This window comes from Salinifilum aidingensis (assembly GCF_054782015.1).
This window is the reverse complement of the sequence record NZ_BAAGTH010000002.1, coordinates 422,931-445,090: the sequence shown is the minus strand read 5'-3', so window position 1 is coordinate 445,090 and position 22,160 is coordinate 422,931. Positions and strand designations below refer to the sequence as shown.

Genomic DNA, 22,160 nt, shown 5'->3' with positions numbered 1-22,160 from the left:
TGGGAACGGGGTTGACAGCGTGTGACCCCGGCCTCATCATCCTAGTCACCTGTCTTAGTCAGATGACCAAGTAAGACTAGCGCGACGGTCGGGCGATGGCGACGCCACGCGTCGCACCTGATCCCCCGAATCCGAAAGGACTGAAGGATGACCGAAACCGCGACGGTTCCCACGGCGCTCCCTGCGGCTGCCGCCGAGCCCGAGGTCAGAATCGAAGACGACGCGAGTCCCATCGTCCGCCTGATCGGGCGCACGCTCCGCGACTCGGCCCGGGCCGGGCATGCGCGCGGGTTCCTGCGGAGTGCGTCCGGCACCGCCGCGGTCTGCTCCCACGACACCCCGCAGGCCGCGACGATCAGCTTCGGCGAGCGCGGAATCGACGTGTCCAGCGGCGTTTTCGTCGAGCCGGATGCCACGCTCACCGTGGACCTCAACGCGCGGTTCGCTCCGGCCGGGGAGCTCACCGGCGATGCGGACTTCGCCCGGGGTGTGCTGCACGCGCTCACGCCGCCGCTGCCGGACTGGCGCGAGGCCGCTCAGCGCTTCTGGGACGCCAGCCGCACGCTGCCGGGGATGCCCGACGTCCTGATCGCCGTCGCCGAAGGGCCCGAGGGCGTGGAGCAGGTCGTGCTCGGCGACGGCACGACCCAGTACCTGATCGCCGGGGATCCCGACGCGCTCGCGGGCATCTTCTCCGGTACCGACGATCTCATCGCGGTGTTGTCCTCCGGTGCGCTGGGAATCCAGGGCACCGTTTCGCAACTTTCGGTCATGGTCGGCGCTTCTTGGAAGGTTCGCTACGATGTTTGAGTTCACCCGGTCCGCCGCGCGCTCCGATGTTCCGGACGGGCGAGCGCGAACCGTCCGGCTGGAGGCCACGAATCACGAGGGCTCCTTCCTCGGCAAGAACGTTGCGCGCGAGAAGTTCGCCTCGGGCAAGGACACCGGATTCGCCTTCGCCGACCTGCTGTTCGGCCTCGACCTCGGCAACGCCCCCGTTTTCGGTGCCGCCTATCCGGAATGGCGCGGCCACATCGACGATGTGTACCTGCATCCCGACCTCTCGACCCTCGTGGAATGGAAGCCGGGTCTCGACGCCGTCATCGGTGACTACTGGCTGAAAGATGGTCGGCCGGTCCCGCTCTGCCCGCGCAACCTCGTGCGGGGGATGGTCGATCGATTGGCGGCGCACGGATTCACGGCAACGGCCGCGATCGAGATCGAGGCCACGGTGTTCGAGGAGTCGATCCACGAGGCCCGGTCTCGCGGGTACCGCGGTCTGACGCCTCTGGGCGGAACCGCGGGAACGGCGTACCACCACGCGAAGTCGACGGACTGGGTCGGGTACATGAACGCCGTCGCCGATCGCCTCGACGAGGTCGGCATCGCGTGGGAGGCCTGGAGCGACGAGGACGCGGCCGGTCAGATCGAGTTCAACCTCGCGCCCAGTGATCCGATCACCGTCAGCGACGCGTGGGCGCGGACCCGCCAGATCATGCGCGAGGTCGCGTTCGAGCGAGGCCACACCGTGACGTTCATGGCCAAGCCCACGGCGGGCTACGGCCAGGCCTCGCACATCAACCTCTCCCTTCAGCGCGACGGCGTGAACTGCTTCTACGCCGAGGACGGGCCCTCGGAGACGATGCTCCACGCCGTCGGCGGCTTGCTCGAGACGATCGCCGGCAACACATCGATCGTGCTGCCGCAGATCACCTCGTACCGGCGCTTGGTCGACCTCAGCGGACCGCCCGTGACGATGTCCTGGGGAATCAGCAACAAGACCACCGCCGTGCGGGCGGTCTGCGGGCACCCGGAGCACTCCCGCATCGAGTACCGGCTCCCGGGTGCCGACGCGAACATGTACCTCGCGCTGGCGGGCGTGCTGGCCGGGGTCGTCGCAGGCATCGAGCGAAAGATCGACCCGCCTGAACCAGTCGCGGACATGGCGTGGTGCCTACCACCCGGCCTGGGCGTCGAGCGGCTTCCGGACACCATCACCAAGGCCGTGGCCGCATTGGACGCCGACCCCGTTCTGCGAGAGCTCCTCGGTGACGAGTTCGTCGACCACTGGATCGCCTCGCGCCGGTGGGAGTGGATGCAGTTCCACACCGCAGGCGGCGATCCCTTCTCCGCGCTCTCGGAGTGGGAATCCGCTCGCTACTTCGAGCTGCCATGAGCACCGCGTTCGAGGAGCTCACCGTGCGCCAGCCACTCATCGGCGTCACCGGCCGGCGGTACCGCCTGCGGCTGATCGCCGGCGCGGACGACCGGTACGGCGATCGCTGCACCGACAGCTACATGGCGGACTTCGCCAGCGGCATCGCACGAGCGGGCGGACTGCCGGTCCACCTGCCGTACGACGCGGAGGCCGCCGCGATCTGCCAGTGGCTGTCCGGGGTCGTCATCACCGGGGGGCAGGACATGCATCCGGCGTGCTGGGGTGGCGACACCTCGGTCGTCCGCGGGGGCGATCCCCGCGAGGACCCGACGGTCCACGACATCGAGCGGGACGAGTACGAGATCGCCCTCGTCCGCGCGGCCCTGGCACGCGGAATCCCGGTGCTGGGCGTGTGTCGGGGGATGCAGGTGCTCAACGTCGCGCTCGGAGGAACCCTGGTCGCCGACCTCGCGCCGAGCGCCGTGCAACACCTCTCCACGGAGGCGGCGCCGACCGACGGCACGACCGACCACGTCGTGGCGTTCGAGCCCGGCTCGATCGCGGCGCGGCTCTTCGGGGACCAAGCGGTGACCAACTCCTGGCACCACCAGGCCGTCGACCACCGCGGTGCGGGGCTCGTGGCCACCGGCCACACGGGCGACGGCGTGGTCGAGGCCCTGGAACTGCCCGGGTCGCCGGTTCTCGGCGTGCAGTGGCACCCGGAGTGGATGGCGCGTGCCGATCCGGCGATCACCTGGATCGTCGAGGAATCGGCCAGCCGACTCACCACGACATCAACATCGACGAACGCGAGAGAGGGGCAGCAGCCATCGTGAACGAGTTGATCGAAGGAGCCGGCTCCGCGCCACCTTCCGGTCAGCAACCGGTCGTGACGCCGGAGCAGATCGGGGACGAACCGTCCACTCCCACGCTGAACGCCTTGCTGTCCGAATGCGCGACGCGGTTCCCCGACAAGGAGTTCCTGCGCTTCGGGGACACGTCGTGGACCTTCGCCGAGATCGACAGGTGGACCTCCCGGCTCGCGCACCGGCTGATCGAGGTCGACGGCGTCCGGGCGGGAGACCGCGTCGCGATCATGCTCCCGAACGTCGTGCACTGGCCGGTCGCGTGGCTGGCCGCGCTCAAGGCCGGTGCCGTGGCGGTGCCGATCAACTCCTCCTACAAGAGCGCGGATCTCGCGTTCGTCCTGGAGGACTCGGGTACGCGCGTCGTGTTCACCGACAGCGAGCGAGCCCCGCTGATCAACGATTCCGTGGCGGAACGCGGGCTTTCCGGGGTGCGCGTCGTCGATGTCGCCGAGGACGGCTCCGATCCGTTCCCGGCGACCGCTCCTGCGGTGACCGTCGAACCGGGGACGCTCGCCAACCTGCAGTACACCTCGGGCACCACGGGTTTCCCGAAGGCGTGCATGCTCACCCACGACTACTGGGTCCGCCTGGGTTGGGCCTGCGCCGCGGTGACGGGACTCGGAACCGATGACGTCCTGCTGACGGCCCAACCGTTCTCGTACATGGATCCACAGTGGAACACCGCGCTCGCCTTGACGGTCGCGACGCCACTGGTGGTGCTGCCGCGGTTCTCCGCATCCGGCTTCTTCGCCGACGTCCGCCGGCATCGAGCCACGTTCATCTACGTCCTCGGTTCCATGCCAACGCTTCTGTTCAAGCAGCCACCGCACCCCGACGACCTCGACAACGACCTCCGCCTGGTGCTGTGTTCGGGCATCCCGGTGGGCCTCCACGCCCAGCTGGAGGAGCGCTGGGGCGCCCCGTGGCGGGAGATCTTCGGCATGACCGAATCCGGAGTCGACCTCTTCAGCCCCGTCGAGGACAGCAGCGCCGTCGGGAGCGGCAACCTCGGGCGGCCCGTGCCGACCAAGGCGGTTCGGGTGATCGATTCGGACGGCAACGACGTCGCCGATGGTGAACCGGGCGAGATGGTCGTCGCCGGCAAGCCGATGATGAGCGGCTACTGGAACCGGCCGGAGGAAACCGCGAAGGTGCTGCGGGACGGCTGGTTGCACACCGGTGACGTCGTGGTCCCCCGAGCCGATGGCGGTATCCGCCTGATCGGACGGATCAAGGACATGGTGCGTCGTGGCGGCGAGAACGTTGCCAGCACCGAGGTCGAGTCCGCGCTCGAACGCGACGACGAGGTCGTCGGGGCCGCCGTCGTCGCCGAGCCCGACGAGGTGCTCGGCGAGGAGGTCAAGGCCTTCGCTCAACTCGCCGAGGGCGTTCCGGCCGAGCGCGCCACGGCCGAGCGCATCGTCGAGCGCATCGGTCACCAGCTGGCGCACTTCAAGGTGCCGCGGTACGTCGAGTTCGTCACGGGCTTTCCCCGCACGCCGTCGGAGCGGATTTCCAAGCCGGCGCTCAAGTCCCGCGCCGCCGACGAGCCGGGGACCACCTACGACCTGGGCGCGCGACGCGAGAACGCCCCGAGGGCTGCGAGTTCGAGCGTCGGCGTCGAGATCGTGCACGGGGTGGCCGTTGTGACGCTGCGCCGCCCGGAGAAGCTCAACGCGCTGGACCTCGACGCGCGGGTGCGGCTGGCCGAGATCATCCGCGAGCACGGCAGCGGCGACTCGGCCCGCGGGATCGTGCTCACGGGCGAGGGGCGGGCGTTCTCGGCCGGAGAGGACCTGTCGTCGGCTCCCACCTCATACGAGCAGATCCAGGCGGCACTGGAGACGTTCCACGACATCACGCGGGCCATCCTACAGACGCGCGTTCCCGTCATCGCGGCGGTCAACGGCCTCGCGGTGGGCGGGGCGTCGGAGATCACGCTGTGCTGCGACGCGCGGATCGCGAGCCCGACGGCGAAGTACTACCAGCCGGAGAACCGACGTGGCCTGACCATCTCCAACGCCACGAGCGTGCTGCTCCCGCGCCTGGTCGGCAATCACGCGATGCGGATGATCCTCGAATCGCCGCGGATCGGCGCCGACGAGGCGCTGCGGATCGGATTGGTGGACGACGTCGTGCCACCGGACGAACTCCTCGACCGAGCGATCGGCACCGTCCTGGCCTGGATGCCGGAGACCAACACGACGGCGCCCCACCTGGCGCTCCTTCGACCGCAGCTCGACGAGGTCGAGAAGGCCTTCGCCCGCGAGGACGCGGCCGGCAAGGAGGCGTGGGACAGCGGAGTGGTCGGCGCGGGCATCGCGGGTTTCTGGACGACCAAGTCGAACCGTCCGTGACCCGGTTCCGGGCTACGCACGCCCACCGAGGCCAACCAGCAGAGGAGGACCAGGAATGATAGAGACGCAGGCCACGGTCCTGAACGCGGTGCACGAACCCCTGGACCTCGCCCCGGTCCAGGTCGACGAACCGGAGCCGTTGGAAGTTCGCGTGGCGGTCACGCACGTGGGGCTGTGCCACAGCGACCTGCACTACATGGCCGGAACCGTGCCCACCGAACTTCCAGCGGTGCTGGGGCACGAGGTCGCGGGCGTCGTCGAGGCGGTGGGCTCGTCGGTGACCGGTCTCCACCCGGGCGACCGGGTCGTCGGAGCGCTGACGCCGTCCTGCGGCCGGTGCACCAACTGCGAGGCGGGACGGTCGACGCAGTGCCAGCGGATCGCGGAAGTCCGCCGACGTCCACGGCCGGCGGTCCAGCTCGCCGACGGGCGGCCGGTCGCGCGGCTCGGCGACATCGGCGCGTTCTCCCGGCACACCCTCATGCGGGAGAACGCGCTGGTGAAGGTACCGGACGACGTGCCGCTGCACCTCGGTTGCCTGCTCTCGTGCTGCATCACCACCGGCGTCGGTGCCGTATTCCGCGGCGCCCAGATGCGCCCGGGCAGCACCGCGGCCGTCATCGGCTGCGGTGGGGTCGGCTCGGCCATCATCCAAGGGGCCCGGCTCGCGGGAGCCTCGGCCATCGTCGCCATCGACCTCGATGAGACACGGCTGAAGGCGGCGCGCGACTACGGCGCAACCCACTTCGTCAACGGCGGGGCCGAGAACGTGGTCGGCCAGGTCCGGGCCCAGCTGGGTGACGGCGTCGACTACGCCTTCGAGGCGGTCGGTTCGACGCGCACCGCGGCAACAGCTCTGGCCCTCGTGCGGCCCACCGGCACCGCGTGCCTGGTGGGTATCGCTCCCGGCGGTACGGAGCTGAATCTGCCCGCTTCGGACTTTTTCTTCGAGGAGAAGCGGCTCATCGGGTCCTACATGGGATCGGGTCAGGCGCGCCAGGACATCGCGCAGTTCGCCCGGCTGTACCAGCAGGGCCAGCTGCAGCTCGACGAGATGGTCACGCAGGTCCTCCCGTTCCGCGAGATCAACGAGGGCTTCGAGGCGATGAAGTCCGGCGACGTGACCCGCATCGTCGTCGACCTCCAATCCTGAACAACGCGCGAGCGCAGAGGTATCTCCATGGCGAGCAACGACATTCCCCGGCCGGTGAACTACATCGCCGACGAGTGGAGCGAATGCGAAGCGATCCCCGACGCGTGGAACGTCGACCCGAACACGCGCGAACCCGTGCACCGCGCGGTCACGACCGCGTCCGGTGAGCTGGCACGAGCGCTGCAGCACGCCGAGCGGGTCTACGACACCGGGCGCTGGAACGACGAGGCGCGGCGCGAGCGCGCCGAGGCGCTCGAGCGGGTCGCCGCGCTCCTCGAAGACCGCGCCGAGGACATCGCGCGCACCGACTCGTTGACCAGCGGGACGCCCATCGGCATCACGAGGGAGGTCGCCGCGTTCCTGCCCGCCAGGATTCGATCCACGGCGGCCGACCTGGTGCGCATCCCCAGGATCGAGGCCCTGGCAGCCGAGGGCCGCGACGTCCGCCTCCACAAGGTGCCGTGGGGCCCGGCCGCGATCCTCACCCCGTGGAACGGCCCCAGCTTCATCCCGGCGGCGAAGGTCGTGAGCGCAGTGGCGGCCGGCTGCCCGGTGATCCTCAAGCCCTCGGAGCACGCGCCGAGCAGCGCGCAGATCATCGCCGAGTGCTTCGTCGAGGCGGGCCTGCCCAGCGGTGCTCTGCAGCTCGTGCACGGCGCGGGTGAGGTCGGGGCCGCGCTCACGGCTGATCCGCGGATCAAGATCGTCTCGTTCACCGGCGGGCCGGGGGCGGGTCGCGCCATCGCCAGGGCGGCCGCGGAGGACTTCAAGGTCCTCCAGCTGGAGCTCGGCGGCAACAATCCAGCGCTCGTGCTGGAGGACGCCGATGTCGAGGTCGCCGCGGACGGCATCTTCGACGGCATGACCAAGTTGAACGGTCAGTGGTGCGAAGGGCCCGGCAAGATCCTCGCCCACCGCGGCCTGGTCGATCCGCTGCTGGACGCGTTGACCGAGCGCGTCTCCAAGCTCGTCGTGGGGCACTCGCTCGACGAGGACGTCGAGATCGGCCCCATCTCGAACGCACCGCACTTCCAGACCTTGCGGAACAGGATCGAGGGGCTGCGTGGCATCGGTGCAGACATCCACCAGCCCGCGCGGCTCCCGGATCTCGACGGGTTCTTCCTGCCGCCCACGATCGCCGTCGGGGCCGCCCCGGCGCAGGCCACCGCCGAGCTCTTCGGGCCGGTCGCGTCCCTGCACGCCGTCAACTCCGATGACGAGGCGCTGCGCGTGGCCAACGCGCATCCATCGGGACTCGCGAGCTACGTGTTCGGTGCTGACACCGACCACGCGATCGAGGTCGGTTCCCGCGTCCTGGCCGGTGAGGTGCGCGTCAACGGCGCCAAGCTCGCCGACCTCGGTGAGGACTCGGCGCAGAGCTTCTGGGGCCCGGCCGGCATCGGTGGTCACGGGCCTGCGGAGTCGGTGCGCGTCTTCTGCGGCGACAGGGTGGTGGGTGTCGACTCACCGGACCTGCCGCTGTGAGGGACGCGTTGAGTCCGCGTTCAGCGCAGCGCCGCGGGAGCCGATTCGAGTCGAGCGGAGAGCCAGCTCTCGAGGACGGACTCGGAGATCCGCATCTGCTCCTCCGCTGCGGATCGGTCTCCGTAGGTCAACCAGTTCACGGCGAAGCCGTCGGCCAAGCTGGCGATGACGTAGGCGATCTGGTCGATGTCGTCCCGATCGAGCGCGCGATCATCGGCGGCGCTGCGGAGCACGGTTCGCAACGCTTCCATGGCCTGGTCGTAGACCCGCATGCCGCGGTCCTGGTGCTGGCGCCGCGCCCAGTTGATGAGCTCCATCGCCGTCGCGGCGAAGTTGGCCGATTCGAGGTAGCACTCCATGACGCCGCGGAGGATCTGACGAGCCGTCGCGACCAGGTCGCCGTGCGGGTCGCTGTTCACGAGGACGTCGCGGAACCTGGCGGAGACGAACTCGTAGACGTCCTCGAACAGGTCTTCCTTGGAGTCGTAGCAGTAGTGCAGCGCCGCCAGAGGTGCCTGCGCCTGATCGGCGATCTTCCGCGTCGTCGCACCGTCGATGCCGTGGGTCGCGATGACTTCCACGGCTGCCTTGACGAATTCGCCGCGCCGTTCCGCAGCGGAGATCCGTGGCACCTGACCCTCCTGATATCCGGGCGCCCACCACGAGTTGGACGCCTGACCCAGTCAAGTACCAGCTTAGCAGCCCGGCGCGGGCGAGCTGCTGCCATCACGAGCCGAGGACTTGGTCAAACAGATGGAGCAACTGACCAACTCGCTCTACGGTGTGGCGCAAATCACAAGCGCTGGAGCTGCGGCTCGCCGGTGCGAGCAGGCCGGTCCAGCGGAGCGGAGCTGGCACGCCGGCCGCATCCCGGGCCGGAACGAACCGCGCACACGACCAGCCCCCGGCGCGGGGCCGAGGCCAAACCCAGAAGGAACGCGAAATGAAGGAAATGCTCTTCCTGCTGGCCGATCTCTGGATGATCTTCGCCGGCTTCTTCTTCGGATGGAAGTTCATCCAGGGCTACGGCAACTACCTGCTCGGCCTGGAATGGATGGTCGTCGCGACCTCGGGGACGAATTTCCTCGCCTGGTCCCTCGTCGGCGGTGACGAGGACAGCGTTCTCTACGGCATCGCGTACTTCTTCGACGCCTTCTCGCGGTCGGTCGGAATCACGCTCATCCTCGTCATGGGGCTGATGCGGGTGACACATCAGTACAAGCCGTCCGTGGCGGTCGATGTCGGCGCGTTCGGACTGGCCATCGTCGCCGGACTGTACCTCCAGCAGTTCCGCGCCGGTGAGCTGCACGTCGGCCCGGCGGTCTTCTACGTCGTGGTCAACGTGCTCACGACGATCTTCCTCGTCTACTTCTCGTGGCGGCTCTGGCGCATCGGCGCCAAGGGTCTGGCCGCCGGCGCGGGCCTGGCGACCGCCGCGGCGTCGGCCATCGCGATCACCTACGACTTCTTCCCGATCCCGGGCGACGACGCGCACCGGACGATCTTCTACACCGCCGCGTTGGCCACGTGGGGAACCCAGATGTGCGTGTACTTCTTCGCATACCGCGCCGTGCACGCCCACAACGTCGAGACAGGTGTGGAACCCGCGTCGAACGAGCAGAGGAGCGCTCGAACCTGAGAGTTGCATCGAGGCAACCGAGACCGCTTCGCGAGGAGCACAGAGATGAATACGGACAACGTCGAATACGCCGCGTTCAGTGGTTGGGTCGATCCTCCCGATGACGTCCAAACGGCCTTGACCGAAGACCTCAGCTGCGCGGTCGCGGTCATCGGCGGAGGGCTCAGCGGTATGTCGACGGCGCTGCGGCTGGCCGAGCGCGGCCAGGACGTCGTGTTGCTGGAAGCCGAGTTCTGCGGTCACGGCTCCAGTTCCCGCAACGCCGGGCAGTTGGCGGGTGCACCGGGTGGCGACCTGCAACTGTTGAACCTGCTGTTCCGCAAGAGGATGCCCGCGATGGCGCGGTTCGCCGACCACGCCGCGCACCACGTGGAAGACGTGATCAAGAGGTTCGACATCGACTGCGAGTACGAGCCGAACGGCAACGTCTTCGCCGCAGTTTCGCGCGGGCAGATGGGGCGGGTGCGCCGTGTCGCCAAGATCCTGCAACGGGCCGGCACCGACGTCGAACTGGGAACGAGCGACGAGCTCGGCATCCCGCGCGGATTCCTCGGCGGGATGCGCGAGGTGGTCGGCGGGATCATGAACCCCGGCGAGTTCACCCTCGGCCTGCGTCGAGCCCTGCTGTCGTCGGACGCTCAGGTCTTCGAGCGGACGAAGGTCGTCGACGTCACGCGAGCGGGAGGTCAGGTCGTCATCTCGACGCCTCGCGGTGTCGTCCGCGCCGACAAGGCGGTGCTCGCGACCAATGCCTTCGCCGGGGAGTGGGACCTCACACCCCGCCATCTCGCGGTCCCCGTCTGGGTGTGCGAGGTGGAAACCGAACCGATCGATTCCGAACGATTGGCCGCGCTGGGTTGGACCAGTCGTTCGGGGCTGGTGACCCAGCACAACATCATGGAGAACTACCGCCTGACCTCGCGCAACACCATCGTGTTCGGTGTCCGGCGCCTCGAGCGGGGTACGACCTACCCGCTTCCGCGAAAGACACCGGACCCGGCGCTCGTCGAGGAACTCGCGGAGGCCTTCGCGATGCGGTTCCCGACCCTGGCCGATGTGTCCGTCGATCGCGCGTGGGGAGGTTGGATCGCGATCACCTCGACGTGGTTGCCGCTCGCCGGTCAACTCGGCGATGACGTCCTCTACTCGATCGCCTGCAACGGCCACGGGCTCGCTCAAGCGCCATACGTCGGGTCGCTCATGGCCGATCTGATCGTCGACGGCGAACGGCACGAAGACCTCGAGGCCTTGTGGATGAAGAAGTCCAGGTTCCCCCGTCCGGTGATGATGGGCCGGTGGGGTCTGCGCACCATCTGGGCCGTCGACCGTTTCAACGACCTCGTGAACGGAAGCCGACGACATGCTCGGCGGCGCTCGACACCGGCCACGTGAGAGCCCGCGGAGTGCTCCCCGTCGAGGCTGCGCGGAGCCGGAGGAGTGCACGGGACGTGACTCGATGGAACGCTGCGCCGAGCGGCTCGTACGTCGGACTCTTCGACCCGCACCAGGATTTTCGGCAACCAGCGCGGCAGGCACGACGCCGGGCGGGACGGCTGGTGGTCGGAGGCCGCAGCGTCCGCCTTCTCGGCGTTCGCGGGAGCGGCGGGGCAGGTTCACGCAGCTCGAATCGCGGCTCGGGTGCTGTCGACGTCGTGTCGGGTGCGATCCGCGGCGACGGGGTCGCTGATGTGCCGTTCGATGGCCCAGGACACCCTGTCGATCAACTGTTGCACGGCGTCGTGCCGTCGCTGATCGCTCCGGGTGCGCTCGGCGAGGTCGCGTGAGGTGGAGAGGAGCCCTGAGAGGACCGCGGGTTCGGCACCGCCGTAGCGCAGGATCTGGTCGGTCGACAGGAGCAGCAGCTCGTCGAGGTCGTAGCCGCGCGAGTGGAGCTCGGTGCCGTCCCCGTGCGCCAGCCGGTGGTGCCCGTCGGGGTAGTGGGCCCGTTGGCTGAGCAGGTCGCCCAGGAAACCGAGGGCGTGGATGGCCGTGGTGGGGTCGTTGACGCCCGGCGACAAGGCTTTGACGGCCACGTCGACGAGTTGGCGGAAGGGGAACGAGACGTCCTGGTCCATGGTGCGCTCGTCGCCGATCACGAACATCGCCGCGAGGCGGTGGTGCACGTCGTCCGGTAGGCCCTCCTGGTCGCCCATGACGCGTCCGAGCGCGTGGCCGGGCCGGACCCGGTCGCCGGGTCGCACGTCGACCACGATGCTGCGGCCGGTGCTGCGCACGCTTCGGAACAGGTCATCCAGGTCGATGAATTGCACGTAGCCCGCTTTCGGCGCCCGCAACGGGGCTCCGGGACCCTGCGGCGGGGTCCCGCGCGGGAACGGAGACTCCGCTGGCCCGTAGACGGTCCCCAGCACGCGCGATCCTTCGTCGCGGACCTCCGACATGATGAGGTCGATGCGGAGCAGTGCGACCAAGTGGGCGATGAACGCGATGAGTCCCGCGACCACGGCCAGCGCAAGCATGGGCGCGATCCCCACGGCCAGCGCGGGAATTCGCGCGGTCGGTCCCTCCGCGAGGTTGCGCAGCACGACCAGGCAGTAGCCGAAGAGGCCGAAGAAGCCGCCGAGCAGGAGCTGGGTCGAGACATCGCTGGTGAATTCCCGCAGCAGCCGGGGCGAATTGCTCGACGCGAGCTGCAGCACCACCAAGGTGATCGACATCGTCAGGCTGATCACCGTGAGGGAGGACCCGGCGAGCAGGCTCAGCATGGACTCGGCGGCCGAGCTCTCGCCCGGCCACAGCCACCGGGCGGTCGCGCTCCGCGGGTGCACGTGGGCCCGCGACAAGAGCTCCGCCGCGATGACCAGAACAGCGGCCATGGCCACGGGGACGGGCCAGAGACGGCTCCGCACCTGGCTGATGAGGGCCTCGCCCCCGCGCCGAAACCAACCGCTCGCAGTCCCGAACACGGCGGCCGAGGATAGCGGCTCACACGCGGCGCGCCCGGAACCGACAGGCGGTACCGGTCAGGTCAGCTCGCGCTTGAGGAACGTGCCGGTGGCCGTCATCGGCGGTGCACGAGCTCGACGATGCGCGGGCACGGGGATGCGGTCCGTCCGCGCCGATGATTTCTTTCGAAGTCGGTTCGAGTTTGATCCTGGAGGCTGCCGCTGTCAAGGGGGTGCAGGCGAAGGAGGCGGCTCCCGGGGGTCTCGGGCAGGTAGAATGTCGAATCGGAATCGATATCTGCGGGGACGGGGAGCAGCGAACGTGGCGGAGAAGAAGTCCGGTCCTCAACGCCGTCGGTCGGCCGAGAAGGCGAGCGAGCCCGCCAAGGCCGAGCCAGCGGTGCACCAGGCGCCTGCCCGGCCCGGCGCTGTTCTCCAGCGCCGGGGGGTGGTGCGCGTTCAGGCGATCCTGAACGCGGCCGAGGAGATCCTGGCCGAGGAGGGCTATGAAGCCGCGACGCTCAAGGCGATCAGCGAGCGGACCGGGATCCCCATCGCGTCCGTCTACCACTACTTCGCAGATCGCCACCAGGTCGATGCGGAACTGATCAGCAGGCACGTCGAGGTGCTCACCGAGCGGATGAACGCCGTCGACGGCATCGAAGGACTCCGGTCGCTCGACGAGGCCGCGGCCGTCGTGCTCGATCCCCTCGTCGAGTACTTCCGCGCGCACCCGAGCTGCACGGAACTGTGGTTCTCCGGGCGCGGCGAGGCCGTGGCGTCCATCGTGGCGCAGTTCGACGAGTCGACCGCCGAGTTCTTGTGGCGCCTCGCGATCGAAAGGGGTCTCCTCGTCGAGAGCGCGCCGCTGCTGGTGATGCGCGTGGCGTTCGAGGCCGGCGGCGCGCTCTTCGACATGGCCTTCAAGCAGGACCCGAAGGGCGATGACGCGATCGTGGCCGAAGCCAAGCGCCTCGTGACCGCTTACCTCCAGACCTACGCTCCGTCCGACGTGGACTGAGCGGGATCGTCCGAGCGGTGATCTGCAGCAGCCATCCGTCGCACGTCGACTGATGCCTCTCGGCGTCGCTCGCCCCCGAACGCGGAGGCGGGGCTTGCCAGCGGTGCACGTGCTCGGTGCTGCTGGCGGCGTCTCCCGCGGCCTGCGGAGGGCAGGGCTCCGTCGCAAGTTCACGTAACGCTTGTTGTGTTAATTCGTGACGCTCGGTACGGTCCGGATCACGCGCGTTTGAAGCGGGAGTCCGCGACCAACGCGCAGGGCCTCGTCGTGGTGACGACCGGTTGTGCCCGGGTGGCCTGGGTGAAGAGTGATGTCGTCGGTGGGGTGTCCGGGCGTCGCAGCCGGGGAGCTACTGCACCTGGACCCTCGAGGCGATCAGCTGACAGCAGGGGAGAGGGGCTCGAGTTGGACACCGTGGGCTACTCGGAGTTGCGGTACGGGGATGTTTCCGTGCTCGTCGGAGCGAAGAGGGGTGCCTATCCGTTCAGCAACTCGCTGGTGGTGCGCGGCACCGAGGCGACCTTGGTGGTCGATCCCTCGCTCTCGCTCGTCGAGTCGGCTCCGCCCGCGGACGCGGTTGTCGTCAGCCACGCGCACGAGGACCACATCGCCGGGCTCCGTGCCTACGACGTGCCGGTGCACGTCCACGAAGCAGATCTCGCCGCGCTGCGTTCACCGGAGGTCCTGGTGGCGGGCTTCGGCCTTCCGGCTGATGCCGCGGCGGAGGCGGAACGGAGCGTGCGGGAGGACTTCCACCTCCGCGGACGCCCGGAGGCGGCCGGTTTCACCGACGGATCCGTGTTCGACCTCGGCGGTCGCACGGTGACCGCCGTGCACCTGCCGGGGCACACGGCGGGGCACTGCGGTTTTCTCATCGAGCCGGACGGGTTCTTGTTCGTCGGGGACATCGACCTGACGTCGTTCGGCCCGTACTACGGCGATGTCGGTAGCAGCCTCACCGAGTTCGAGGCGTCGATCCAGCGGTGCCGGGAGATCGAGGCCCGGTGGTACGGCACGTCTCACCAGAAGGGCGTGATCGAGGGCGCACCGGAGTTCCGCAGGCGGCTCGAGGCCTACGCCGGTGTGGTGGACAAGAGGGACGCGACGCTGCTCGGGCTGCTCGCGGCGCCGCGCACGGTTGAGGAGATCGTCGAGCACCGGCTGGTTTACCGGCCCCACGTCGAAGGAGCCCACGTGGAGCCGGTCGAGCGGAGGACGGCGACGCGGCACCTGGACCGCCTGATCAGCAAGGGGCTGGTCGCGGAGGTCGAACCGGGCGTGTTCCGCGCGAGGTAGCGCCCGCCGTACCGCGCGCCGGCGGTGGTGAGCTGCGCACCGGATGCCGGCGGATCAGGCCCCGAGTCGACGATCGGGCGGTGCGGGGCTGATCAGCGCGAGCGCGGCGTCGACGAGGGCCCGGACGCGATCGGGGGTGAACCGCTCGGGTTCGAACGGGTACATCACCATCCAGCCATCGCCCATCGCGGCCAGCTGGTCGGCCAGCAGCTCGGCGGGGATGTCGTCGCGCACGGTGCCCCGTGCCTGGCCTTCGGCGAGGATCTCGGCGTTGGCCTCGCGGTAGTGCGCGTAGCGGCGCTCGATGACCTCGGCCAGGGCCGGCTCGTAGCGCGCGTGGGTGAGCAGTTGCGACATCACCGGCCAGAACTCCGGGTCCCCCGCGGACAGCGCCAGCCATCCCTCGAGGAGTCCCCGGATGTCGGCGTCGTCCCGCGCGGACTCGAGCAGCGCGTCGTAGGCGTCGAAACGGCTCTCGGCCAACGCTGTGACCAGCTGCTCCTTGTTGGCGAAGTAGTAGGTCACCGCCCCCGTCGTGCGTCCCGCGCGTCGAGCGACCTTGCGCAACGACGCGTTGACGTAGCCCTCCTCGGCGATCACCGACGTCGCAGCTCGCAGCAGGGCGGCACGCTTGCCGGCATGATCTCCGGTCGGACGGCCGCGCTGAACGGCCCGCGCGGTTGCGCTCTCGTCGTCCGGACGCGGGGAGCTCGACTTCAGCACGTCTTCGATCCTGCCACAGGAGTTGCATGACGACTGTTGTGGGAATCGGGCAGCGCACGCCTCTGGCTGACGAGGGGGTGAGGATGGGATAAACTCAAAATCGAATCTAGATTGAGTTTATCGCCGGCGAAGGAGTTGGGCGCACATGGGCACGGTGCAGCACGAGCGCGAGGAGACCCGCGACGTCGTCGTCATCGGCGCGGGCATGGCGGGGCTGATGGCTGCCACGACCCTCGACGGCCGGGCCGACGCGGTTGTGCTCGAGGCGTCGGGCCGACCGGGCGGACGCGTCGAGACGGTCCGCAAGGGTGACTACTGGATCAACGTCGGGACCCAGTTCACCGAGGGGACCGGACCGTTGATCGACGCGCTCCACCACCACGGCATCGAGATGGGGTCGCTGGCGGGCAAGAGCGTGGCGCTGGTCCTCAACGGCAAATCGGTCGACACGTCCAATCCGTTGGCGCTCATGTTCCGCACGCGGATGGGCTTCATGGACCGGGTGGGGCTGGCGATGGTCGGTGCCCGCATCTTCGCGGCGGTGCCGTTCCTGGAATCGAGCAGCGGCATTGCGAAGAAGGTGCGCGCCCGGCTCGACCGGCGTCTCGCCTCGGACCTGCTGCGGGGTGTGCGCTCAAAGCTGGCCCGGGACGTGGTCCGATCGTGGTCGGGGCAGTGGATGGGGTGCGAATGCGGCGAGACGGCCGCTACCCAGCTGGTGACTTCGATCGGGCTCGCCCTGGCGGATCCGGCCAAGATCCCGAACTTCGCCCTGCCGGTCGGGGGAAACCAGACGTTGACCGACGTCCTCGCCGCTGATCTCGGTGAACGCCTCCGGCTCAACTCGACCGTCCGGTCCGTGGAGCGCAGCGAAGACGGTGTCGTGGTGAACTACGTCGATGCCGGCGGGCCGGTGCGGGTGCGCGCGAAGCGCGCCATCGTCGCAGTTCCCAGCGACGTCGCGCTGCAGATCCTCCCGGAGCTTCCGCAGTCCTACCGCAACGCGTTCCACGACATTCGCTACGGCCGCTACGTCATCGTCGGTTTCTTCACCGAGGAGGAGGGGCCCCAGCCTTGGGACGACTACTTCGCCGTGTCCACGCCGCAGTTGTCGTTCCAGGCGATGTTCAACCACGCCGCCGCCCTGCGCAAGGACGGCCCGCGGAAGCCGGGCGGTGCCCTGGCGTGCTTCGCCGGTGGCGCCGTGGCGGACGACTTGTTCGAGCTCTCCGACGACGAGATCGTCGCGCGGTTCAGCGAGGACCTGCTCTCCATCTACCCTCAGCTCAGGGGCAAGCTCGGGGAGGGAATCGTGCGACGCCACCACCGCGTCGTGCCGTTCTGGGCGCCCGGGCGGCGCGACTCGTTGCCGACGCTGCGCAACCCCCTCGGGCCGCTCCACCTGGCCGGCGATTACCAACTCGACATGCCGTCGCTCGCGGACGCGGCGACGTCGGGTGAGAAGGCGGCGAAGGCGGTTCTCGCGAGCATGAAGCGCTGATGTCGAGGGCCTGCTGCCCGCGCGGCGGGCGAGCAGGGCTCCGCCACCACGTTCCAAGGCCGTAGCGTCTCCGGCGCCGATCAATCACCACCCGCACAACGGATGCACCCCCTTTCCGAGCCCTTCAGTGCTGTCGGTGGCGAGTGGGTGGGTGCGTCGTCGGAATGGCGAACGCGCGACTCCTTCCACGGTGCGGGTCGAGCAGCGGCCGACGCTCCAACCGGGTCGGTAGTGCGGAGGGATCGGAGGTTGGTGTTGCCTCCTCGGGATCATGCTGGCTGGGCGTTCCCATTCCGGTGCGACCGCCGTTCGCGCGGTTGATTGCAGGGCGGGGAGTTCGATCTCCGGTGCTTCGACGACGAGGTCGGTGCGCGCGTCGGTTCCCGTCCGCCTCCGCTGATGGCCTCAGCACATCGTTCCTGTGTTCCGCATCTCCGCAGGCGACGCATCGGGGTCGTGGCGGTCGATGACGATGCGCAGGGCGACCGTTGCCGGCTGGGGCATCTCACGCGTGGAGCGTCCCTGCCGGCACGGCTGCTGCGGGGTTCACCGCTGCGGCGAGTCCCAGCGGCGCGAGTCCCCCGCTTCGTTGACCGTCCTCGGGAGTCCGAGCGGGTTCGCTTCGCGCAGTGCCGGGCAGCAGCGGGGCCGGCGCGTTCTGTCCCTAGACGAGCTTCTGCTCGGGCGCCCAGATGTCACCGACCGTGAATCCGTTCGGATGCGGATCGCGGGGATCGAGCACGTGGTTGCAGTAGCCGGTGATCCACGCCTGCCCGCTGATGGTCGGAACGACCGCAACTCGATCTCCGATCGTGACCTCCCTGACCAACTCGCCGGTGTAGAAGTTCCCGAGAATCCCTTCATGCCGAAAGGGCTGGTCCAGTGCGAGTTCCCCCTTCTCGTGGAGCGACGCCATCTTGGCGCAGGTGCCCGTGCCGCAGGGGCACCTGTCGATCCCGCCGGTCCACGTCGCGGGGTCGTCGAAATCGATCGGCCCGCTCGCGACCATGACTGCGTTCTTCCGGTCGGCCTCCGGATTGTCCGTCGCACCGGACAGCTGCGCGATGGTGATACCGATTCCCGGGTAGTTCGGGTGCTCCACCGGCAACTGGTCCTGCGCGGCCTTCAGGATCAGAGCCGCGACCCTGGTGATGTCCCGTCCTCGCTCCGGTACGAGTTCGAGGGAATCGAACTGTGCCACGTCGGCGATGACGTAGAACATGCCACCCCATGCGACGTCTACCGTCACCTTTCCGAGCTCCGGCACGTCCAGCACGGCGTCGCGATGCGCGGAGAAGGCAGGAACATTCTCGAACGTTACGCGCTCCACCTTTCCGTCGCGGCATTCGGCAGTGATGTCGATCAGTCCCGCGGGGGCCTCGAGCTTGAACCTGGTGATCGGCTCCTCCATGGGAATCATCCCCGTTTCGAGCAGCACGGTGGCGACGGCGATGGTGTTTCCGCCGCTCATCACCGGGTATTCCACCTGCTCCATGACGATGAAGCCGGCGGCGGCATCGGGGTGCTTCGGCGGAACGACCAGATTGCAGCACAAAGGCGGGTAGCCGCGAGGTTCGCGCAGCATCATCAGGCGCAGCTGGTCATCGTTCTGCTCCAGCCACCGCATCTGTTCGTACACCGAGTCGCCGGGGATGTGGGGGACACCGCCGGTGATGACTCGCATCGGCTCGCCGGAGTGGACCTCGACGGACTGGACCATCCGCTTGTAGGACATTCACGCTCCTTCCGATGTGCGTGGTGGGACACCGCGTTGGCGAATGCCCGTCGTCGACGTCGTCAGGAACCCGCGGTTTTCGCGTTCCCCAAGCGACCCAACAACTCAGCGCTGATCTCGATCGAGGTGGGTGGCTCGTCCAGCTCGAGGGCCGGGAGGTAGACGTGCTGGTGATGCCGGAGATCCTCGAGGTGCTGGGACAGCCGTTCCACCGAGCCGGGGAAGTTGGCCGAGCTGAGGCCGAGGAGGAAGACACCGATGTCCGGCGAGGAACTTCCGCTGTCGAACGGAGGCGCGTCCAGCGAGAACGACCCGCCGGACAGCGTTGCGAGCATCTCGATCAGCAGGGCGACGTTCCCGCCGCGATGGCCGCCGAACGGCAGAAGCGTGCCCTCCAGGGCGGCTTGCGGATCCTGGGTGGACTCACCCTCCGAATCGAGCGCCCATCCGGCCGGGATGGCCTCCCCGGCTTCGGCCGCCCGCCGGATGTTGACGAACGCCGTCGCTGACGAGGCCTGGTCGATGACGACGGGCGGCATACCCGGACGGGGAATGCCGTATGCGAGCGGATTCGTGCCGAGGACGGGCCGTACCGCTCCACCCAACGACATCAGGGCAGGGCTGTTGGCCGAGGCGAGCGCGATGACGTCGCCGCTGCGGGCGAGGTGACGCACGTAGTAGCCGAGCTCGCCGCAGGTGAACGAGCTCCTGATCCAGAGCGCGGCGGTCCCGCATTCTCGGACGGCGTCCTGGAAGACGTCGAGCGCTTCCGTGAACGCGACCTGGGCGAGTCCGCCCCGCGCATCGACGTCGATCACTGCCGGCGCCGCTCTGCGCACGACGGGTTGCTCCGCCGTGCTGATCCGCCCCTTGCGGTAGCCGTCGAGGTAGTCGAAGAGATGCGCCACTCCCACGGCCTGGATGCCGAGGGCCTCGGCTTCCACCGTCGCCTCCGCCAGCACCTGCGCGTCCCGCGTTCCGACGCCGACGAACAGCAGGGCGTCGCGGCACATCTCCGTGAGGTGATCGCGGTGAATCGCTGGCATCGACGACATCCTTTCTCCTCGAGGTCCGGCCTCCGCAGCTCAACAGGTGTGGAGCGGCGCAGCGCCGCCACGGCTCCTGACAACCGCTGTCCCGATTGCTGCTCCGAGCTCGCGGTCCCTTGCGAGCTCCGACGACGTGGCTGGGATAGCGAGAAGGTATGCGGAAACACCCGGTGGTCAACAATGTCTCGCCCGTGCACGTGGCGCTGAACTTCAGACGAGGCACAAGTTCCTTTACACTCGGCCCCATGGCCGGCAGGTCCAACGACCCAGTCGTGCTCACCGACGGCGACCGCGCCGCATTGCTGAGCTGGAGCCACAGCCGCAACTGCCCGCGGGCGTTGGCGGAACGTGCGCAGATCGTGCTGGCGTGCGAACGCGAACCCACCATCACTGCCGTGGCCGAACGGCTCGGGATCTCCCGAATCACGGTCGGTAAGTGGCGTTCCCGGTTCCTGTCCGACGGCCTGGATGGTCTGCACGAGCGCCCGAGGTCAGGGCGGCCTCCCGTGATCTGCGACGACACCGTCGCGCAGCTCCTCGTGCGCACGTTGACCCCGCCCGCCGACGGCGGATCCTGGTCAACTCGCTCCATGTCGGCGGAGATAGGACTCAGTCAGACGACGGTGAGCCGGCTCTGGCGCGCCCATCGGCTCCAGTCGTGGTCCGACCGACCGCCACGGCGACCGGGCGGGCGGCCCGCGTTGGTCTTCGCCGAGGTCCGCGACATCGCCGGGCTGTTCATCGCCCCTCCGCTGCGGGTTCTCGCCGTGGCCGTCGACGATCCCGCCACGTCCCTACCGCAGGGCGAAATCACTCCGGCCGCACCGGCATTGCCGGTGGACGGACGTTCCACCGAAGCGAGGAACACCCTCGCCGCAGCGCACGCGTTCGCATCGCTCCGCGGCAAGCGCGCCGCGCACGACCCGTCCAGGACTCACGCATCGCTGCGCGGTTTCCTGGAGGCCCTCGATCGCAGCGTGGCCGCGGGCCTGGGAGTGCACCTGCTCGTCGACGGCCAGCCGGGCACCGCAGCATCCGAGGTGATCGAGGCCTGGCGGCGCCGGCATCCCCGCTTCCGGCAGGAGCACGTTCCTACCAGCTCGTCGTGGATCGACGAGATCGAGCTCCTCCTGGCGAGCAATCCACTGAACGATCACGAACACATGCCCGGGTTCGCGTCCTCCTTGGCCGGCCTGCGCGACGAACTGCGGGCCTGGTGCACTGCCTGGACACCGTGCACGAGCCCCTTCTCGTGGATCGGGCGGACCGGTGCTGCTCGGAACGGCAACTCCGGCGACGAGGGACAGGACGAGGTCCCAGGTGCGAGGTGGCCCAGCTCCGAGGTACGTGACTTCACCGGGGGAACAACCCGCAGTTCGTCCGGCGCGCCGCGCAACACCGACCGCATCATCCAGCTCCTGCGCGAAGCCCTTGCCACCGGTCAGTTCCACCACGGCCAGCGCGTCAAGGAAGCACCCCTAGCGGCCTGGCTCCGAGTTTCCCGCGGCCCTGTCCGGGAGGCGCTGCGCGTGCTCACCGAGGAAGGGATGCTCGAGCGGATCCCCAACCGCGGAGCAGCCGTTCCCCGTGTCAATTCCACTACTGTCCTCGACCTTTACGCCGCCCGGGCCGTGCTGGGCACCGTGCTCATGCGCGGAGTTGCCGTGTTGCGCCGGCCCGAACTCAAATCCGTTGACGCTGCCCTGGACGATGTCAGTGCAGTGGCCCGCCGCGGCGAGCACGCCCGCATCGCAGACGCCGACCTGCGCTTCCAGGACGCGATCGCGCAAACGGCGAACCTGCCCGAGACAGGGCTGATGTTCCAACGCCTCACGATGCGGCTGCGGATGTTCATCTCGATCCTGCACCTGGACTACGGCGCAGCGGCAGTCGACCTCATCGCACGCGAGAACGCCGGAATCTTAGAAGCGATCCGCAACGGCGACGGCGACGATGCAGCACGCCGGTGGCGCGTGAAAGTCGAACGCAGCGTCCGATACATGGTCGCCCAGCTACCCGGAGATCACTTCGATCCGGATCTCTGGGTAGCTCTCGCCGGGAAGGCCACCCCCGAACCCGGCGACCCGCGCAAGAGCTCCACCTCCGCAAGTCCGCGCACGTGAGGGGCCTCGACCTGGAGATCAACGGGGCCGTTCACAGCGTCCTCGGGCTGCTCGTGTAGGGCCACACTGCTCCGGCTGGAGCGGGGAAGCGATGCCACACGGGGGCGAGTTGCCCTGTGCGATCCGCGGCCGCGGTGCTGTGATCTGG

At 68.8% G+C, this 22,160-nt stretch carries 17 protein-coding genes; 12 read left to right on the top strand and 5 right to left on the bottom strand.

What is annotated here, in order from left to right:
- Positions 1–147 precede the first annotated feature (147 nt).
- The 6 genes from ACYVJE_RS05035 to ACYVJE_RS05010 are packed head-to-tail and all read left to right on the top strand — an operon-like array spanning position 148 to position 8,022.
- Entirely contained in the window at positions 148–810 is a 663-nt protein-coding gene (locus ACYVJE_RS05035; protein WP_461143497.1) for a hypothetical protein, read from the top strand.
- Positions 803–2,176 (top strand): glutamine synthetase family protein, encoded by a 1,374-nt coding sequence (locus ACYVJE_RS05030; protein WP_461143496.1) that lies wholly within the window; start codon positions 803–805, stop codon positions 2,174–2,176. Before ACYVJE_RS05035 ends, ACYVJE_RS05030 begins: the two co-directional genes overlap by 8 nt.
- The gene (locus tag ACYVJE_RS05025) at positions 2,173–2,994 is read left to right on the top strand and encodes a gamma-glutamyl-gamma-aminobutyrate hydrolase family protein (RefSeq protein ID WP_461143495.1); all 822 of its coding nucleotides are present in this window, start codon (positions 2,173–2,175) and stop codon (positions 2,992–2,994) included. The genes ACYVJE_RS05030 and ACYVJE_RS05025 overlap by 4 nt, the downstream gene beginning before the upstream one ends.
- A complete protein-coding gene (locus tag ACYVJE_RS05020) occupies positions 2,991–5,384 on the top strand; it encodes an AMP-binding protein (RefSeq protein ID WP_461143494.1) in 2,394 nt (797 codons plus the stop codon). The genes ACYVJE_RS05025 and ACYVJE_RS05020 overlap by 4 nt, the downstream gene beginning before the upstream one ends.
- 55 nt (positions 5,385–5,439) lie before the next feature.
- Entirely contained in the window at positions 5,440–6,537 is a 1,098-nt protein-coding gene (locus ACYVJE_RS05015) for a Zn-dependent alcohol dehydrogenase (RefSeq protein WP_461143493.1), read from the top strand.
- Between the two features lie 27 nt (positions 6,538–6,564).
- The gene (locus ACYVJE_RS05010) at positions 6,565–8,022 is read left to right on the top strand and encodes an aldehyde dehydrogenase family protein (RefSeq protein ID WP_461143492.1); all 1,458 of its coding nucleotides are present in this window, start codon (positions 6,565–6,567) and stop codon (positions 8,020–8,022) included.
- A gap of 20 nt (positions 8,023–8,042) precedes the next feature.
- Here ACYVJE_RS05010 and ACYVJE_RS05005 read toward each other — a convergent pair whose 3' ends face one another.
- The gene (locus ACYVJE_RS05005; protein ID WP_461143491.1) at positions 8,043–8,654 is read right to left on the bottom strand and encodes a TetR/AcrR family transcriptional regulator; all 612 of its coding nucleotides are present in this window, start codon (positions 8,652–8,654) and stop codon (positions 8,043–8,045) included.
- 311 nt (positions 8,655–8,965) lie between these two features.
- On the opposite strand from ACYVJE_RS05005, the gene ACYVJE_RS05000 reads away from it, so the two are divergent.
- Together ACYVJE_RS05000 and ACYVJE_RS04995 are read left to right on the top strand one after the other, a co-directional pair.
- A complete protein-coding gene (locus tag ACYVJE_RS05000; RefSeq protein WP_461143490.1) occupies positions 8,966–9,661 on the top strand; it encodes a transporter in 696 nt (231 codons plus the stop codon).
- Between the two features lie 45 nt (positions 9,662–9,706).
- Positions 9,707–11,053 carry an NAD(P)/FAD-dependent oxidoreductase gene (locus tag ACYVJE_RS04995; RefSeq protein ID WP_461143489.1) on the top strand — a complete coding sequence of 449 codons (1,347 nt, stop codon included), beginning with the start codon at positions 9,707–9,709 and terminating at the stop codon, positions 11,051–11,053.
- A 221-nt stretch (positions 11,054–11,274) separates the two neighbouring features.
- Here ACYVJE_RS04995 and ACYVJE_RS04990 read toward each other — a convergent pair whose 3' ends face one another.
- Entirely contained in the window at positions 11,275–12,585 is a 1,311-nt protein-coding gene (locus ACYVJE_RS04990; RefSeq protein WP_461143488.1) for a DUF2254 domain-containing protein, read from the bottom strand.
- A 301-nt stretch (positions 12,586–12,886) separates the two neighbouring features.
- Here ACYVJE_RS04990 and ACYVJE_RS04985 point away from each other — a divergent pair, with 301 nt between their 5' ends.
- The gene (locus tag ACYVJE_RS04985) at positions 12,887–13,585 is read left to right on the top strand and encodes a TetR/AcrR family transcriptional regulator (protein ID WP_461143487.1); all 699 of its coding nucleotides are present in this window, start codon (positions 12,887–12,889) and stop codon (positions 13,583–13,585) included.
- Between the two features lie 414 nt (positions 13,586–13,999).
- Positions 14,000–14,881 (top strand): MBL fold metallo-hydrolase, encoded by an 882-nt coding sequence (locus ACYVJE_RS04980; RefSeq protein ID WP_461143538.1) that lies wholly within the window; start codon positions 14,000–14,002, stop codon positions 14,879–14,881.
- Positions 14,882–14,935: 54 nt separating this feature from the next.
- Here the strand turns inward: ACYVJE_RS04980 and ACYVJE_RS04975 are convergent, their stop codons facing one another.
- Complete coding sequence (locus ACYVJE_RS04975; protein ID WP_461143486.1) at positions 14,936–15,604, bottom strand: TetR/AcrR family transcriptional regulator; 669 nt, start codon at positions 15,602–15,604, stop codon at positions 14,936–14,938.
- Between the two features lie 145 nt (positions 15,605–15,749).
- Here ACYVJE_RS04975 and ACYVJE_RS04970 point away from each other — a divergent pair, with 145 nt between their 5' ends.
- Entirely contained in the window at positions 15,750–17,105 is a 1,356-nt protein-coding gene (locus ACYVJE_RS04970) for a flavin monoamine oxidase family protein (protein WP_461143485.1), read from the top strand.
- A 664-nt stretch (positions 17,106–17,769) separates the two neighbouring features.
- Here the strand turns inward: ACYVJE_RS04970 and ACYVJE_RS04965 are convergent.
- Complete coding sequence (locus tag ACYVJE_RS04965; RefSeq protein WP_461143484.1) at positions 17,770–18,840, bottom strand: proline racemase family protein; 1,071 nt, start codon at positions 18,838–18,840, stop codon at positions 17,770–17,772.
- 62 nt (positions 18,841–18,902) lie between these two features.
- The gene (locus ACYVJE_RS04960; RefSeq protein WP_461143483.1) at positions 18,903–19,895 is read right to left on the bottom strand and encodes an Ldh family oxidoreductase; all 993 of its coding nucleotides are present in this window, start codon (positions 19,893–19,895) and stop codon (positions 18,903–18,905) included.
- 239 nt (positions 19,896–20,134) lie between these two features.
- Here ACYVJE_RS04960 and ACYVJE_RS04955 point away from each other — a divergent pair, with 239 nt between their 5' ends.
- The gene (locus ACYVJE_RS04955; protein WP_461143482.1) at positions 20,135–22,012 is read left to right on the top strand and encodes an IS630 family transposase; all 1,878 of its coding nucleotides are present in this window, start codon (positions 20,135–20,137) and stop codon (positions 22,010–22,012) included.
- The last annotated feature ends 148 nt before the right edge of the window (positions 22,013–22,160 follow it).

What these genes read in the sequence shown, in the direction of transcription:
- ACYVJE_RS05035 (WP_461143497.1), top strand. Translation starts at nt 148, where the DNA reads ATGACCGAAACCGCGACGGTTCCCACGGCGCTCCCTGCGGCTGCCGCC.
- ACYVJE_RS05030 (WP_461143496.1), top strand. Translation starts at nt 803, where the DNA reads ATGTTTGAGTTCACCCGGTCCGCCGCGCGCTCCGATGTTCCGGACGGG.
- ACYVJE_RS05025 (WP_461143495.1), top strand. Translation starts at nt 2,173, where the DNA reads ATGAGCACCGCGTTCGAGGAGCTCACCGTGCGCCAGCCACTCATCGGC.
- ACYVJE_RS05015 (WP_461143493.1), top strand. Translation starts at nt 5,440, where the DNA reads ATGATAGAGACGCAGGCCACGGTCCTGAACGCGGTGCACGAACCCCTG.
- ACYVJE_RS05010 (WP_461143492.1), top strand. Translation starts at nt 6,565, where the DNA reads ATGGCGAGCAACGACATTCCCCGGCCGGTGAACTACATCGCCGACGAG.
- ACYVJE_RS05000 (WP_461143490.1), top strand. Translation starts at nt 8,966, where the DNA reads ATGAAGGAAATGCTCTTCCTGCTGGCCGATCTCTGGATGATCTTCGCC.
- ACYVJE_RS04995 (WP_461143489.1), top strand. Translation starts at nt 9,707, where the DNA reads ATGAATACGGACAACGTCGAATACGCCGCGTTCAGTGGTTGGGTCGAT.
- ACYVJE_RS04970 (WP_461143485.1), top strand. Translation starts at nt 15,750, where the DNA reads ATGGGCACGGTGCAGCACGAGCGCGAGGAGACCCGCGACGTCGTCGTC.
- ACYVJE_RS04965 (WP_461143484.1), bottom strand. Translation starts at nt 18,840, where the DNA reads ATGTCCTACAAGCGGATGGTCCAGTCCGTCGAGGTCCACTCCGGCGAG.
- ACYVJE_RS04960 (WP_461143483.1), bottom strand. Translation starts at nt 19,895, where the DNA reads ATGTCGTCGATGCCAGCGATTCACCGCGATCACCTCACGGAGATGTGC.
- ACYVJE_RS04955 (WP_461143482.1), top strand. Translation starts at nt 20,135, where the DNA reads ATGGCCGGCAGGTCCAACGACCCAGTCGTGCTCACCGACGGCGACCGC.